This window comes from Joostella atrarenae (assembly GCF_021764745.1).
Lineage (GTDB): Bacteria > Bacteroidota > Bacteroidia > Flavobacteriales > Flavobacteriaceae > Galbibacter > Galbibacter atrarenae.
On the sequence record NZ_JAETXX010000005.1, the window covers coordinates 127959 to 143823 of the forward strand.

Consider the following 15865-nt stretch of genomic DNA (forward strand, 5'->3'; position numbering starts at 1 on the left):
GAAAGGGTAACTTACTAAGGTGTGCTCGTAACAAGGGGAGAGATAGTTGTCATAATATTTTTGACAACAATCTGATAACAGCTTAATCGGATGATTATTTTATGAGTCATATAGAAGATGCTCAAAATTCTTGTAAATAATAAAGGAGTGATGTAATTATCACTCCTTATATATAGATGTTGTTATTTAGTTGATTGAATATCTAATATTGTTCAGTATTAATTACTGAAGATGTATTTACAGATGATAGTATTGGAATATAAACCTCAGTTAAATGATCAGCTGGATTAGGATATTCCTTTGAAGTTCTAATGTGTGTTTCAAATGGGTATTTAGTAGGATCTGGTTCTAGGTTTTGCTGTTTCATTGCTTCTCTAGCCTTGATCCATGTTTCATTAATGTTGCTATAATCACCTTTTAATACTGTTTTAAAATAGTTGCCTGGTTCAATAAAATCACATAGTATAGTGCTTCCAGGTGGTGTGCCTATTCTTTCTTTAATAGGAATACTAGCAGAAAAGATGGCAGTTTCGTTATTATCGTTCATCTGTTGAAATAAGATGAACTCATTTCCAGCTGCAGTTACATAACTATTTTCCATAAAAGATTTAATCTCAGGAAAAATTCTTTTAGTAGCAATATCAATTTCGTTTTGTTTGGCGCTAGCTGTTTGGTATAAGTAGTAGCCTCCTCCGTATGCAGTTTCTCCAATGATAGAAATACTGTATTTTTTCATGTCTGATATAATCAGGCTATCTAACTTTTGTAGTCCTCTATTAAAGTCTTTTGTTAAATCAGCTTCCATGTCGCCTTTTAGTAGAATCATAGCTTTCTCTGTAAAGCTGAGTTTTCCTTCCATCCCCCAAGTTACCACTGTTTCTTTTTGTTTTTCAACAGGAGAGAGTGTCCAGAAAATTTTTGAAGTAGATTCGTAAGGGGTTATAAAATTAATAGTTTGGTTTATGGAATCTTTTTTACTGTAATTGGTTTTAATAGTACCTTCTCCCATGGTCTCTCCATTCCAAGAATAAGATGCGTCTTGTCCTTTAGAGACTTCTCCAAAAGAAACAGAAGCATTTTTATCCTTTTCATGCCATGGACTCCATTTTGGCCATTCTTTTAAATCGTTAATGTAGTTGTATATTACTGGTTGAGGTGCTTGTATGGTAGCGTTTGTTGAAACCTTGTAATTGTCAGGTTGTATTGCTACATAGATAGCTACCCCTATAGCAGTTATAAGGAGTAAGAAGATAAGGTATTTTAAAATTCTCATAAAAAAGTGTATATGTTATACCCAATGTACAAAAAATGTACGTTTCTATAAAGATTTTTTAAATACATTAAATGTCAATAATTTTGGTGTATTATATGGCTTCTTTTAAAACCACTTCATGTTCGTTGCTAGAAACCTCTTTCTCAGCTTTTAAACCTTTACTATGTTGCGTATTGTAAATAGCAGCAGTTTTGGTTTTTGCTTTTGGAAGTTTATTAACACTGAATAATAATAGTACCACATTAATTATTAACAGGCTGAATAAGATTGTAAAGAAAATTATAACATAAAATCTCATATCGAGCACTAAAATTAACATTAAGGCGCTAAATATGAGGTTACTCTGTTTTAAATGTTAGTTTTTTGTTAAATACTTAATAAAAGCTATGCTAAATATGAAAATGATAAAAAATATAAGAACCCATATAGTGCCTTTATATTGTTTTTTATGTGTTTTGTTATCTCTTTTGTAGCTAATTATCATTATAATGACGAAAATAACAACAAATAATCCGGCAAACATTAGTTGACCACTGCTAAACATATATTTTTAATTTTCGGCAAAATTAATCAAATTAGCTGTAGTAAAAACCATTTATAAAAAACTTCTTTTTAAATAAAAATTAAACATATTCAATAGATGAAAAATAAATTAGCAGCAGTAGAGAAATTCCATAATGCATTCGGTTTAGGGGTTTCTGATGTTCTTAGAGCACAATTAGAAGATGAGAAAATAGCTTTACGTCATAATTTAATGGCAGAAGAAAATGATGAATATTTAGAGGCCGCCAAAAATAATGACTTAGTGGAAGTTGCAGATGCATTGGGGGATATGTTGTACATTCTTTGTGGAACAATTTTAGAACATGGAATGCAGCATGTAATCGAAGATGTGTTTAATGAAATTCAATTAAGTAACATGAGTAAGCTAGGAGCAGACGGCAAACCTATTTATAGGGAAGATGGAAAAGTTTTAAAAGGGCCAGATTATTTCAAGCCTGCTATAGCTAAAGTATTAGATCAGTAGCAAAAAAAGGCATTAAAAAAGTTGAAGAACTTTTTTAATGCCTTTTTTTTGAAAAATAAACTTCGTTTATTTTAAACTTTTACTCTCCATCCAAATTTATCTTCAACAGTATTATATTGAATATCCATAATGGCTTGTTTTATTTTTGCTGCATATGTGTTTTCTGTCTTAGGAAGCTCCCATTTGTCTCCTTTGTAGCCAAAACCAGCTATCGGATTTATAACTGCAGCTGTACCACTACCAAAGATCTCTTTAAGTTCTCCTTTGTTTACAGCCTCAATTATTTCGGACACTTTAATTGGACGAACTTCTACATCGATACCCATGTCTTCCGCCATAGTAATAACACTTCTTCTGGTAATACCATCCAAAATTCTATCACTAATAGGACAAGTAACGAGTTTATTTCCAATTCTAAAGAAGATATTCATAGTACCAGCTTCCTCTAAATACTCATGGTGCTCAGAATCTGTCCATATAATTTGTTGAAAACCTTCTTCGTTTGCAATACTTGTAGGGAAGAATTGCCCAGCGTAATTTCCTGCAGCTTTCGCAAATCCGAATCCGCCACTAGCAGCTCTACTGTAGTGATCAGCTATTTTTACTCTAACTTCACCGCCATAATAAGACTGTGCAGGAGAGCAAATAATCATGAATTTATATTTTTTTGCTGGTGAAGCAGATACACCTGGTTCTGTAGCAATTACAAAAGGACGGATGTATAAACTATTTCCAAATCCTTTTTTAATCCAATCCTTTTCTAGTTTTAGTAATTCTGTTAGTCCCTCAAAGAAATATTCTTTAGGGAATTCTGGCATTGCTAATCTATGAGAAGATTTATTGATACGATTAAAATTCTCTTCTGGTCTGAAAAGCCAAATATCATCGTGCTCATCTTTATATGCTTTCATTCCTTCAAAAACCGCTTGTCCGTAATGAAAAACTCTTGCAGAAGGATCTAGTGTAAGTGGTTGGTATGGAGTGATTTTAGGGGTTTGCCAAGCTCCATCTTCAAAATCACATACAAACATATGGTCAGTGAAAATATTTCCAAACACTAAGTTGTTAAAATCTACTTCATTAATTTTTGAAGTAGTTGCTTTCTCAATTTCAATTTTTGTAACTGTTTCCTTGCTCATAACTCATCTTTAATTCTGCTAAATTAGAAAATATTCTAGCAAAACATGTATTATTTAATGCAAAAATAAGTTATTTTGTGTTCACTTTACATTAAAAAATAATTGATATGAAAATAAAATTAATCGTCATAGTTCTAGCAGGTTTACTAGCTTCTTGTACAGGAAATAAACGCGATAACAATAAAGAGATTGCAGAAAACTATAATGTTTATGGAGATACTATTATGTTGAATAATAGTATCGATACGGAACAACTCCTTAGTAAATATCATTCTATAGAAGTAGGAGATTCTACTACAGTTGTAGTTAAAGCGGAAGTTGTGGAGGTCTGCCAGAAGAAAGGATGTTGGATGAAACTCGATTTACCAGATGGAGAGTTGGCAATGGTGAAATTTAAAGATTATGGTTTTTTTGTTCCTAAAGATATCGCTGGAAAAGAAGTAATTTTAAAAGGGAATGCTTTTGTAGATGAAGTTTCTGTAAGTGATCTAAAACATTATGCTCAAGATGCTGGGAAGACAGAAGAGGAAATTGCGGCGATAACAGCTCCAGAGCGTACCTTTGCCTTTGAAGCAAATGGGGTGCTACTAAAAAAATAGATTTGAAGAGAAAAATAATACAAACTTCCGACGGTTCGTCTACCATATATATTGAAGAGTTAGATGAACATTATCATTCCAAACACGGAGCAATCCAAGAGGCTTACCACGTATTTATAAAAAGTGGTTTTTATCCATTTCTGAAAGAAAATAGCAGTACTGAACTCTCTATACTTGAGATTGGATTCGGAACAGGACTTAATAGCTTCATAACCTTTATTGAAGCAGAGAAAACAGGTGTGAGAGTTACTTATGACGGAGTAGAAGCTTATCCTGTGTCTTTAGAAGAGGTGAAGCACCTTAATTATGTAGCAGAGCTTAAAGCTATAAACAAGGCTGATGTTTTTGATAAGATGCATCAGATAACTTGGGGGGATTATCATGAGTTATCAGAGTCTTTTCAGTTAAAAAAGAGAAAGATATTCTTTAATGAGATTTCAGATAAAAATATTTTTGATATCATTTATTTTGATGCTTTTGGAGCTCGCGTACAACCAGAATTATGGGAAGTATCTATTTTTAAAAAAATGTATGACGCTTTAAAAAGTAATGGAATGTTAGTTACTTATGCCGCAAAAGGTAGCGTTCGTAGAGCGATGCAAGAAGTTGGTTTTGAAGTAGAAAGACTTCCGGGGCCTCCTGGTAAGCGAGAAATGTTAAGGGCTGTTAAGAGAGGATAAGAAAATTCTTTAAATACGTTAAAAACTTATAACTAGAGTGTTAAAGGTAAATTAATTACTGCTAGCTGATAGATTAATTTCCCTATTTTTATCAAAAATCAAGGTATGAGGATTTTAATTGCAGGGGCGACAGGTTTAATAGGAGAGGAAATTGTGCGCGTATGCCATAATAGGAAATATGCTGTAAATTATCTTTCTACTAGCAAATCTAAGATTGAGAATAGAGAAAATTATAAAGGCTTTTATTGGAATCCCAGTAAAGGGAAAATTGATTTGACTTGTTTTGAAGGTGTTGATGCTATAATTAATTTAGCTGGCGTTAGTATTTCTAAGCGCTGGACACCTATGAATAAAAAGAAAATATTAAATAGCAGGGTAGATTCACTTCAATTACTCAACGATTCATTATCCAAAATAGATCATAATATTAAATCTATAGTTTCTGCTTCTGCAATAGGTATTTACCCAGATTCTTATACCAATTACTACGAAGAGGATACTACTACAATAGACGATTCTTTTTTAGGGGAAGTAGTTTCTAAATGGGAAGCTGCTGCCGACCAATTAAAAGTTCATGAGGTTCCAGTAGCAAAAATTCGAACAGGGTTAGTTTTATCCTCGGATGGAGGAGCTTTACCAAAAATGGCAAAGCCTATTCGTTATTATGCGGGAACCGTTTTTGGAAGTGGAGAGCAATGGCAAAGTTGGATTCATGTTTCTGATATTGCTAGGATTTATCTACATGTAATAGAAAACAGGTTAGAGGGCGTTTATAATGGCGTAGCTCCAAATCCAGTAACTAATACGAAACTAACACACGAAATAGCTAGTGTTTATAATAAACCAATAGTGTTGCCAAATGCTCCAAAGGCATTGTTGAAATTGGCTCTAGGGGAAATGGCTTATATTTTATACGCGAGTCAGCGGGTAAGTTCTAAGAAAATTGAAGAATCAGGTTATAATTTTAACTTCTCTAATGTTTGTTTGGCACTTAAAGATATTATAAATGAAAAAAGCCAATTCCGTGAAGAATTGGCCTCATAAGCTTTAATTTTTTCTGAAATAAATTATGCTTTATTAGCTTTTATAGAAACTTTTAGTTCTATATCATCATTGATAAACTTATCTCCTAAATCTCCAAAAACAGATTTTGAACCATAGTTTACTTCCCATTGTGTTCTGTCAATAGTAAAAGCTTCACTAGCTAATAATATTGTATCTCCATTTTCTGTTAGCGTAACAGGAATAGAAATATTTCTTTTAATCCCCTTAACAGCTAAATTTCCTTTTATAAAAGTTTTCCCATTATTAACTTCAGTTCCTGTAATTTCGAAATAAGCAGTAGGGTGATCTTTTACATTAAAGAAATGATCTTCCTTACCTTCAACAGTTCCTTTTAAATGCGCTTCTAGGTTTTCTTTTTTGTCACCTTCAAGATCAGTAACAGTAATAGAATTCATGTCTATTAAAAAGTTCCCACTTTCTACAGCACCATCCTTTACAGCAATAACACCAGACTCAATAGCTATTGTTCCTGTATGTTCTCCTGTAGGTTTAGCTCCTTTCCAATCGATAGTACTTTCAGCAGGAATAGCTTTAAATTTAGTAGCCGTAGCGCTTACTTCTTTAGCAGCTTCCGCTTCAGATGGAGTTGTTTCGTTTTTCTTGTCATCTTTACAAGCTGTAAAAATTGTAAGACATGCTATCAATGAGATTGATAAGATATTCTTTTTCATTTGAATTATTTTTTTTGATTAGTCTTCAAAAATATAAATAACCTCGGATAACTATATTAAATATTTAATAATTTTTTTTGGTGACATTTTGACATTTTAGAATAAATGGCAATACTTTTGCCTCCTGTTATTGAGTTTAAAGAAAGTTAGGAAAATAGTGTCTTGACAGATAGTGTTTTCAATAAAATATACAGGCAGATAGCTGTCAATAAAAACAACAAACGTATGTCTAAGGAAGAAGAAAAAAATAAAGAGGTAGCTGCAGAAGAGAATATGGCAACAGAGCAAACAGCAGAAGAAACTACTGAAACTGTTGAAGAAGTTAGCAACGAAGAGAAGTTAGAGAACGATTTGGCAGTAGAAAAAGATAAATTTTTACGCCTATTTGCTGAGTTTGAAAATTACAAAAGACGTACATCTAAAGAGCGTGTTGAGTTATTTAAAACTGCGGGTCAGGATATTATGGTTTCAATGTTACCAGTATTAGATGATTTTGATCGTGCATTGAATGAGATTTCTAAAACGGAAGATAAAGAGCTTTTTAAAGGAGTAGAACTTATAAATAATAAGTTAAGAAATACATTGCAAGGCAAAGGATTAGAGGCGGTTGAAGCTAAAGCAGGAGATGTTTTTGATGCAGATTTGCATGAAGCTATTACGCAAATACCAGCGCCATCAGACGATTTAAAAGGAAAAATAGTAGACGTTATCGAAAAGGGATATAAACTTGGAGAGAGAGTAATTCGTCATCCAAAAGTTATTGTCGGACAATAAACTTGTAGACGTTTTGTCATAACAAGAAAATCAAAGAATTTTTATATTCTAGAGACCAATTTTTAAGTCTTAATTAAATAAAAATAAATAAATCGAAGGGAATACCTTTCTAAGATATTTACATGAAGGAAGATTATTACGAAATACTAGGAATTGATAAGAATGCATCGGCTGCAGAGATAAAGAAAGCATATCGTAAGAAGGCCATACAGTATCACCCTGATAAAAATCCAGGAGATACTGAGGCGGAAGGTATGTTTAAAAAAGCTGCAGAAGCATATGAGGTTTTAAGTGACCCTAATAAAAAACAGCGTTATGACCAATATGGGCATGCTGCTTTTGATGGTGCTGGTGGTTTTGGTGGCGGTAGTGGCCATATGAACATGGATGATATTTTTAGTCAGTTTGGAGATATTTTTGGCGGTGCCTTTGGCGGCGGCGGTGGCGGATTCAGCGGTTTTGGTGGATTCGGTGGCGGTGGCGGAAGAGCTAGAGTTAAAGGTAGCAACCTCCGTATTCGTGTGAAGCTTACTTTGGAAGAAATAGCCAAAGGTGTTGAGAAAAAAGTAAAAGTTAAGAGAAAAATCCAATCTAAGGATGTAACTTATAAAACATGTCCTACATGTAACGGTAGCGGGCAAATGATGCGTGTTACGAATACTATTTTAGGGCGTATGCAAACAGCTACTACTTGTAATTCTTGTGGTGGAGCAGGAGAAGTAATCGATAAACGATCTTCTGAAGCAGATGCTCAAGGACTTGTGGTAAAAGAGGAAACAGTTTCTATAAAAATACCACCAGGAGTTGTTGAAGGTATGCAGCTTAAAGTAACTGGTAAAGGGAATGAAGCTCCAGGAAACAATGGAATGCCAGGTGATTTATTAGTTGCCATTGAAGAGTTGGTGCATGATACACTTAAAAGAGAAGGGGATAACCTTCATTATGATCTATATGTGAGTATTGCAGAGGCTGTGTTAGGAACTTCTAAAGAAATAGATACCGTATCTGGTAAAGTGCGTATAAAACTTGAGGAAGGAATTCAGTCAGGGAAAATTTTACGCCTTAAAGGAAAAGGTATTTCTAGTATAAATGGTTATGGCCAAGGTGATCTTTTAGTGCATATTAACGTATGGACACCAAAAACACTGAATAAAGAACAAAGAGAATTTTTTGAAAAAATGGTAGGAGATGATAATTTTTCTCCTAATCCAGAGAAAAGTGATAAATCGTTTTTTGAAAAAGTAAAAGATATGTTTTCATAATTTAACTTTTGTGTTATATAAAAAAATATATCTTTGTGAAGACACTAGTTCTAACCTAGTGTCAATTTTTTCTTTTTCATAGCAATTTTTTCCCATCCTTGATATTTTTTTAAGGGTGGGTTTTTATTTAAGAGATATGATAAACTATAATTGCGTTTGGCTTTTATAGTATATCAATATCCAATATATTTGGAAAAATCAATTTATATATGGCGAATCTATTAGTTGCTCAGAATGTTTCCAAGAGTTTTGGAGCTTATAAAGCACTAAATAATGTTTCTTTAGAGATTCCTGAAGGAACTATTTTCGGACTCCTAGGCCCTAATGGGGCTGGTAAAACTACTTTTATAAGAATCATCAATCAAATAACATATCCAGATGTAGGGAAAGTTATTTTTAATGGTGAAGATTTAAAACCAGAACATGTTAAAATGATCGGGTATTTGCCAGAAGAACGTGGACTTTATAAGAGTATGAAGGTAGGAGAGCAAGCATTATATTTAGCTCAACTTAAGGGAATGAGTAAGAGTGATGCGCAGAAGAAGCTTAAATATTGGTTTGAGCGTCTCGAAATTGGCGATTGGTGGAATAAAAAAGTGCAAGAACTATCAAAAGGGATGGCACAAAAGATTCAATTCGTTGTTACAGTACTTCATGAGCCTAAACTCTTAATTTTTGATGAGCCTTTTAGTGGATTCGATCCTATAAATGCAAATCTTATTAAAGATGAAATTCTACGTTTAAAGGAAAATGGATCTACAGTTATTTTTTCTACACACCGAATGGAATCCGTAGAAGAATTATGTGATCATATAGCATTAATAAATAAGTCGAATAAAATTCTCGACGGGAAGCTAATAGATATAAAACGCGAGTTTAGAAATGGAACTTATGAAGTTGGTATAGAAACCAATCAACCGGAAGTTTTAAGACAAACGTTAGAGGCGAAGCATATAATTACCAAGGCTCAATTTAAATCTTTAGGAAACGAGTTGCAGTTAAGAATTCAGCTTACAGATGGAAATACAGCCAACGATCTTCTTTTATATCTCACTACTCAAGGTACAGTAACACATTTTGTAGAGGTAATACCAACAGCAAACGAAATTTTTATTGAAACGGTAAAACGTAATTAAATGGATAAATTATTACTTATAATTAAGCGCGAATATATGGCGAAAGTAAGAAACAAGTCTTTTATTGTTCTTACTGTTTTAAGTCCTATTATTATCGTTGCAATGATTGCTTTAGTGGTTTATTTAGCTAAAGTAAACGCAGATGAAAAGAGAGTAATTGCTGTTTTAGATGAAAGCCCATATTTTAGTCACCAGTTTACGGAAGGTGTAGAGGCTTCTTATATCGATTTTGCTAATATTTCTTTGGATAAAGCTATAGACTCTGTAAATGCAGCAGGCTATTATGGATTATTACATATTCCTGAAGGGGAAGAAATAGATAAAGTAGCTCAAAAGATTCAGTTTTACACTAAAGAGTCGCCAAGCCTTGATATTCTTGGCAGTATAGAAGGGAAAATAGAACATAAAGTTCGTGAGCATAAGTTAGCGGAATTAAACATTTCTCCAGAAGTATTAAAAGATTTGGAGAATAATTATGAGATGAGTATCGTAAACTTTAGTGGCGAGAAAAATCTAAAGGGTATAAGCGAACTTAAAGTTTTTATTGGCGGTGGTTTTGGATACTTAATAATGATGTTTATTATTATTTATGGAGCCTTTGTCATGAGAAGTGTAATTGAGGAAAAAACTACTAGAATTATAGAGGTAATAATATCTTCGGTACGTCCTTTTCAATTAATGCTAGGTAAAATTTTGGGTACTTCTTTGGCGGGAATTACTCAATTTGTAATTTGGATTATTTCTGCGGGTGTCTTAACATATGTGGTATTATCATTTATGGGAATAGAGATTGATGCGATGCATTATAAAGCAAATATCTCTCCTGAAGCCATGCAGACACTTAATGAAGCTGCGGGTTCTCAAGATACTATTCAATTATATGTAAATGAACTGGTGAAAATCCCATGGGGAACATTGATTATAAGCTTTTTATTATATTTCTCTTTAGGATACTTAATTTATAGCTCTATTTATGCTGCAATAGGAGCTGCTGTAGATAATGAAACAGATACACAGCAATTCATGTTCCCAGTAATTACACCTTTAATGTTAGGTATTTATGTAGGTTTTTTCTCGGTATTTGAGAATCCAAATGGTCCTATAGCCGTCGCCTTTTCTTTATTTCCTCTAACATCTCCAATAGTTATGATGATGCGTTTACCAAATGGGGTTGGTGGAGCTGGAGTGCCATGGTGGCAACTTATTACGTCTATTTTATTTTTAATTATTACCTTTCTATTAATAGTATGGCTAGCTGCTAAGATTTATAGAGTAGGTATTTTAATGTATGGAAAAAAACCTAGTTATAAAGAAATTTATAAATGGTTAAAATATAAATAGATAATATTCTATATTGCATCTAGTTTTGGAACATTAATTGAGATGAAAGAAATTATAAGCAGTATAATCAGCAATATAAAGGAATTCTTTTCTTATCCCTTGTATAAAGGGGATAGCTCTACTATAACAATAGGAACCATTTTAGCTATTGTTTTTAGTTGTGTCTTAGCATATTATTTGTTAAAACTTATAAGAAAGCTTGTAACAGATAAACTCCCTTTGGATGATAAAAGAAAATTTGTAAGCATTTTTAAGTTTACAAATTATATAGTTTACATTCTAGTTGTTATTACGGTGTTAAATTCTTCGGGGGTCGATTTAACTGTGCTTTTAACAGCTTCAGCAGCTTTATTTGTAGGTTTAGGGTTTGCATTACAAAATTTATTTCAAGATATTATTTCAGGAATATTAATCATTTTGGATCAATCGCTTCACGTTGGTGATGTTATAGAGATAAATGGAAAAGTAGGAAAAGTTCTAGATATTAAATTAAGAACTACGCGTGCAATAACCAGAGATGATAAAGTAATTATTATTCCAAATCATATATTTTTAGCTGAAGTTGTATATAACTTCACACAAAACCATAAAACTACCAGAGAAACAGTTACCGTTGGAGTAGCTTATGGAAGTGACACAAGACTTGTAGAAAAGTTGTTGCTGCAAAGTGTTGCCGAGCAAACGGGAGTTTTAAAAAGTCCTAAGCCTACAGTGGTTTTTAAAGACTTTGGAGATTCTGCATTGATATTTGATGTCAATTTTTTTATAAACGACAGTTTTTCAGACCCAAGAATTAAAAGCGAAGTACGTTTTAGAATTGATAAACTATTTAGAGAACATAAAATTAGCATTCCTTTTCCTCAGAGAGATGTTCATATTTTTAATAAATAATTACATCTTGAAAAATAAAGTGAATGAGATATCTAAATAATTATTTAAGAATATCATTAATATTGTTTGTTGTGTTTGCTAGTTCATTAGAAGCAAAAGCACAACTAACAGATCTTGCTAGGATAGAATACACTTATTTTCCACAGGCGTCTTCAGAGAACTCCTTTAAACGTTTTAAAACGTTGCTTAATTTTCCATGGAAAGTTGGAAAGGATAAATACATTGTAACGGGAGTAGAGTATTCTAATGTTAACATGGAACTTAAAGATGGGTATCCTTTTGTGGCTAGTGATTTTGAGAGGTTGCAAAGTTTTAAGTTTACACTTGGTTATACATTTCGTTTTAGTGAGCGTTGGCGTTTTGGTGCTGTTGTTAATCCACAATTAGCTTCTAATTTTGAAGATGGTATTATAGGAGATGATTTTTTATTGAACGCCGCTATATATTTTATTCGAGAAAGAAGAAATAAAGCTAAAGATAGTAGAGAAGGACGTCTTATATTGGGAATTCAATACAATACAGTTTCTGGTATTCCTTTACCTCTCCCGTATGTTAATTATCATAAAGAAATTAATGATACATGGGCATATACATTGGGAGTTCCTAAAACAAACCTTAAGTATAAAATAAATAATAGCAACGTTTTACAAGCATTTGTTACACTAGATGGTTTTTATTCCAATATTCAAAAAGAGGTCGCAATAGAGAATAATATAGCAGAAAGTATATCGATGACCACAATTTTATCAGGAATAGGTTACGAACATTTTTTTAATGAGCATATATTGTTTTATTTTTATTCCGGATACACGCTAATGAATAACATCAGATTACGTGATGCAGATTTAGATGACGTGTATACAATAAATGATACAAATACCCTTTATATTAGAGGGGGAATAAAATTTAAGATATAATGGCAAAAATTCTTGTTATAGAAGATGAAGCAGCTATTAGGCGAGTGCTTGTAAAAATCCTTTCTGAAGAAAATAAAGATTACCAATTAGAAGAAGCAAATGATGGTTTAGAAGGCATTGAAGCTATAAAAAAGAACGACTACGATTTGGTTTTATGCGATATAAAAATGCCAAAAATGGATGGTGTTGAGGTTTTGCAGGCTGGGAAAAAAATAAAACCAGAACTTCCTTTCGTGATGATTTCTGGACACGGAGATTTAGAAACAGCGGTGAATACAATGCGAATGGGGGCTTATGATTATATTTCGAAGCCACCAGACTTAAATCGTTTGTTAAATACCGTTAGAAATGCTCTAGATAAGCAGCAATTAGTTGTGGAAAACAAACTTCTAAAGAAAAAGGTAGGGAAGAATTATGAAATGATTGGAGAGAGCGAAAACATTTCTATTATTAAAGAAATGATAGAAAAAGTAGCTCCTACAGACGCTCGTGTTATGATTACTGGTCCTAATGGAACAGGGAAAGAGTTGGTTGCTCATTGGATTCATCAGAAGAGCGATCGTTCCAAAGCTCCTATGGTCGAAGTTAATTGTGCTGCTATTCCTTCTGAGCTTATAGAAAGTGAACTTTTCGGACATGTAAAAGGAGCTTTTACTTCAGCAGTAAAAGATAGAGCAGGAAAATTTGAAGCTGCTAATGGAGGAACTATTTTTTTAGATGAAATAGGAGATATGAGCCTTTCTGCGCAAGCAAAAGTATTACGTGCATTACAAGAAAACAAGATTTCACGTGTAGGTAGTGATAAAGACATAAAAGTAGACGTTCGTGTAGTTGCAGCAACAAATAAAGATCTTAAAAAAGAAATCGAAGAGGGAAATTTCCGAGAGGATTTATACCACCGTTTGGCAGTTATTTTAATAAATGTACCTGCTTTAAACGATCGTCGTGATGATATACCGTTGCTTATTGAGCATTTTACAAGTAAGATAGCAAAAGAACACGGAGATACAAAAAAGGAGTTTTCTGATAAAGCTATTAAGCTGCTACAAGAATATGATTGGACAGGAAATGTAAGGGAATTACGAAATGTAATTGAAAGATTGATTATTCTTGGGAATGCAGAAGTAAGTGAAGAAGATGTAAAACTTTTTGCTAGTAAATAGCAAGGAATGATATATTATAAAAAAAGCTGTCTAATTATAATATGTATTAGACAGCTTTTTTATGTTCTATTTTGAAGAGCAGTTTTTTAATGCGTCTTGTATTTTTTGTTGAGTTTCTAAGGTTAAGTTGAGGTAATAAGAACGAGTTTCTGCTAACGACTCGTTATTTAGAACATTATCTTCTCTAGCATAACCTCCTTGTAAGATAGCAGATGTATTTTTACAGCTTAGTAATGATGTAAGCTCTTTAAAATTATTTTCCATTTCAAATAATGCTTGCTCAGCTAGATGTTTTAATTTTAATTGCTCCTCTAGCTCTAATTGTCGATTTATTCGAGCTTCCTCAGCCAATTGTTTTTGTCTTTGTATTTTTTCTTCTAAAAGACGCTGTTGTTCTATCAATTTTTGTTTTTCTAGCTCTAGCTGCTCTTGCTGCGATTGTAAACTATTATCAGTTTTTACTGTAGAAGATACAGATGGCGTACTAGTAGGTGGCGTGTTGGTATTTTTAGAATTGGTGTTAGGGGTTTCAACAGCATAGTTAATGCTAGAACCGCTACTGGTACAAACATCCATTTTGTTCATTAATGTTTGTAGGTGTTCATACCCATGCTTAGCGTAAAAGCGACCAGCCTCCCAATCTACAGGGTCTTCAGCTTGGGTTAAATTATCGAGCGCATCAAGAATAGGACTTACTGCTTCTTTACAACCACAGCTTTCAACTAAAGATTTTGTCTTGTTTAGTGCGTCTATAGCTCTACCAGCATAATATTTTTGATGATCAAAATTATCGGAGCTTAAAGATTTCTTTGTGTGGGCTAAAGCATAACTTGCTTGAGAATACGCAGAATTACATTGTGAAAATGCATAACTAGAAAGTAGAAAACATAACAAGATGAGTGTAGGATTCTTCATGAAATTTGGGTTTATTTATTTGGGCAAAGCAATATTACAATATAAATTGTATTTTTAAAAAACTTTGTGGTGAACTTATTCATAGAATATGTGTACCCTTCATTTTTTATTAAAAAAAGATATATGGATTCAATAAAAACATCAGATTATAGAATTGATGAAAAAGCTACACTAGCAAACATTCCAACACTTAATAATCTTAATGCTTCCGATGATAAATTAAAGGATCGATTAAAGCATACAAGAAAGAAATTAGGGAAGCTGCAAGATGTTATTTATGCACACGGAAAATATAGTGTGCTAATTTGTTTACAGGGAATAGATACTGCAGGGAAAGATAGTTTGGTTAGAGAAGTTTTTAAAGATTTTAATTCAAGGGGTGTATTGGTTCATAGTTTTAAAGTTCCAACTGAATTAGAGCGTAAGCATGATTATCTATGGAGGCATTATATAGCCCTTCCAGGAAGGGGTAAGTTTGGAGTCTTTAACCGTACGCATTATGAAAATGTATTGGTTACACGTGTGCATCCAGAATATGTTCTAGGAGAAAATATCCCAGGGATAGATTCAGTAGAAGATATAACAGATGCTTTTTGGGATAAGCGGTTTGAAGAAATAAAAAACTTTGAAAAGCATATATCGGATAACGGAACTATAATTTTTAAATTTTTCCTTCATTTGTCGAAAGGAGAACAAAAGAACCGACTTTTAAGGAGATTGAATCTCGAAGAAAAGAATTGGAAATTCTCACCTTCAGATTTAAAAGAACGTGCTTTATGGGATAATTATCAAGTTTATTACGAAGAAGCAATAAATAAAACTACAACTCCATATGCTCCATGGTATGTGGTTCCTGCTGATAATAAAAAGGCTGCTAGAGCTATAGTTGCAGATATTTTATATGATGAATTGAAAGAGTATAAAGATATTGCTTATCCTGAATTGGATCCTGCTATTAAGGAACATTTGAGTAAATATCGTGAACAATTAAATAATGAATAAACTTATAATT

At 32.8% G+C, this 15865-nt stretch carries 17 protein-coding genes; 12 read left to right on the top strand and 5 right to left on the bottom strand.

Annotated elements, in window-relative coordinates; genetic code table 11:
* Window positions 1-202 precede the first annotated feature (202 nt).
* Together JM658_RS09665 and JM658_RS09670 are read right to left on the bottom strand one after the other, a co-directional pair.
* Entirely contained in the window at window positions 203-1273 is a 1071-nt protein-coding gene (locus JM658_RS09665; RefSeq protein WP_236959053.1) for an SRPBCC family protein, read from the bottom strand.
* A 91-nt stretch (window positions 1274-1364) separates the two neighbouring features.
* Entirely contained in the window at window positions 1365-1514 is a 150-nt protein-coding gene (locus tag JM658_RS09670) for a hypothetical protein (RefSeq protein ID WP_236959054.1), read from the bottom strand.
* Window positions 1515-1913: 399 nt separating this feature from the next.
* Here JM658_RS09670 and JM658_RS09680 point away from each other — a divergent pair, with 399 nt between their 5' ends.
* Window positions 1914-2300: a nucleoside triphosphate pyrophosphohydrolase family protein gene (locus JM658_RS09680; RefSeq protein ID WP_236959056.1), complete on the top strand. Its 387-nt coding sequence runs from the start codon at window positions 1914-1916 to the stop codon at window positions 2298-2300.
* 71 nt (window positions 2301-2371) lie between these two features.
* On the opposite strand, the gene JM658_RS09685 is transcribed toward JM658_RS09680, so the two are convergent.
* Window positions 2372-3439: a branched-chain amino acid aminotransferase gene (locus tag JM658_RS09685; RefSeq protein WP_236959057.1), complete on the bottom strand. Its 1068-nt coding sequence runs from the start codon at window positions 3437-3439 to the stop codon at window positions 2372-2374.
* Between the two features lie 107 nt (window positions 3440-3546).
* Between JM658_RS09685 and JM658_RS09690 the strand changes: the two genes are divergently transcribed.
* The 3 genes from JM658_RS09690 to JM658_RS09700 all read left to right on the top strand — a co-directional run bounded on the left by JM658_RS09690 (window position 3547) and on the right by JM658_RS09700 (window position 5762).
* Window positions 3547-4038, top strand: coding sequence for a DUF4920 domain-containing protein (locus JM658_RS09690; protein ID WP_236959058.1), 492 nt, complete (start codon window positions 3547-3549; stop codon window positions 4036-4038).
* Window positions 4039-4040: 2 nt separating this feature from the next.
* Window positions 4041-4718, top strand: coding sequence for a tRNA (5-methylaminomethyl-2-thiouridine)(34)-methyltransferase MnmD (mnmD, locus tag JM658_RS09695; RefSeq protein WP_236959059.1), 678 nt, complete (start codon window positions 4041-4043; stop codon window positions 4716-4718).
* Between the two features lie 105 nt (window positions 4719-4823).
* Window positions 4824-5762 (top strand): TIGR01777 family oxidoreductase, encoded by a 939-nt coding sequence (locus JM658_RS09700; protein ID WP_236959060.1) that lies wholly within the window; start codon window positions 4824-4826, stop codon window positions 5760-5762.
* 23 nt (window positions 5763-5785) lie between these two features.
* On the opposite strand, the gene JM658_RS09705 is transcribed toward JM658_RS09700, so the two are convergent.
* Window positions 5786-6454, bottom strand: a complete 669-nt coding sequence (locus tag JM658_RS09705) for a YceI family protein (protein ID WP_236959061.1) — start codon at window positions 6452-6454, stop codon at window positions 5786-5788.
* 225 nt (window positions 6455-6679) lie between these two features.
* Between JM658_RS09705 and JM658_RS09710 the strand changes: the two genes are divergently transcribed.
* The 7 genes from JM658_RS09710 (at window position 6680) to JM658_RS09740 (ending at window position 13938) form a co-directional block, all read left to right on the top strand.
* The gene (locus tag JM658_RS09710; protein ID WP_236959062.1) at window positions 6680-7228 is read left to right on the top strand and encodes a nucleotide exchange factor GrpE; all 549 of its coding nucleotides are present in this window, start codon (window positions 6680-6682) and stop codon (window positions 7226-7228) included.
* A gap of 122 nt (window positions 7229-7350) precedes the next feature.
* A complete protein-coding gene (gene dnaJ / locus JM658_RS09715; protein WP_236959063.1) occupies window positions 7351-8490 on the top strand; it encodes a molecular chaperone DnaJ in 1140 nt (379 codons plus the stop codon).
* A gap of 209 nt (window positions 8491-8699) precedes the next feature.
* The gene (locus JM658_RS09720) at window positions 8700-9626 is read left to right on the top strand and encodes an ABC transporter ATP-binding protein (protein WP_236959064.1); all 927 of its coding nucleotides are present in this window, start codon (window positions 8700-8702) and stop codon (window positions 9624-9626) included.
* Window positions 9627-10967 carry an ABC transporter permease gene (locus JM658_RS09725; RefSeq protein WP_236959065.1) on the top strand — a complete coding sequence of 447 codons (1341 nt, stop codon included), beginning with the start codon at window positions 9627-9629 and terminating at the stop codon, window positions 10965-10967. It begins immediately after the preceding gene.
* 42 nt (window positions 10968-11009) lie between these two features.
* A complete protein-coding gene (locus JM658_RS09730; protein WP_236959066.1) occupies window positions 11010-11858 on the top strand; it encodes a mechanosensitive ion channel family protein in 849 nt (282 codons plus the stop codon).
* 23 nt (window positions 11859-11881) lie between these two features.
* On the top strand, window positions 11882-12775 hold the full coding sequence (locus tag JM658_RS09735) for a DUF6268 family outer membrane beta-barrel protein (RefSeq protein WP_236959067.1): 894 nt from the start codon (window positions 11882-11884) through the stop codon (window positions 12773-12775).
* Window positions 12775-13938, top strand: a complete 1164-nt coding sequence (locus tag JM658_RS09740; RefSeq protein WP_236959068.1) for a sigma-54-dependent transcriptional regulator — start codon at window positions 12775-12777, stop codon at window positions 13936-13938. The genes JM658_RS09735 and JM658_RS09740 overlap by 1 nt, the downstream gene beginning before the upstream one ends.
* A 66-nt stretch (window positions 13939-14004) precedes the next feature.
* On the opposite strand, the gene JM658_RS09745 is transcribed toward JM658_RS09740, so the two are convergent.
* Window positions 14005-14853 carry a hypothetical protein gene (locus tag JM658_RS09745; RefSeq protein WP_236959069.1) on the bottom strand — a complete coding sequence of 283 codons (849 nt, stop codon included), beginning with the start codon at window positions 14851-14853 and terminating at the stop codon, window positions 14005-14007.
* A gap of 123 nt (window positions 14854-14976) precedes the next feature.
* On the opposite strand from JM658_RS09745, the gene JM658_RS09750 reads away from it, so the two are divergent.
* Complete coding sequence (locus JM658_RS09750) at window positions 14977-15855, top strand: PPK2 family polyphosphate kinase (RefSeq protein WP_236959070.1); 879 nt, start codon at window positions 14977-14979, stop codon at window positions 15853-15855.
* Window positions 15856-15865: the final 10 nt, after the last annotated feature.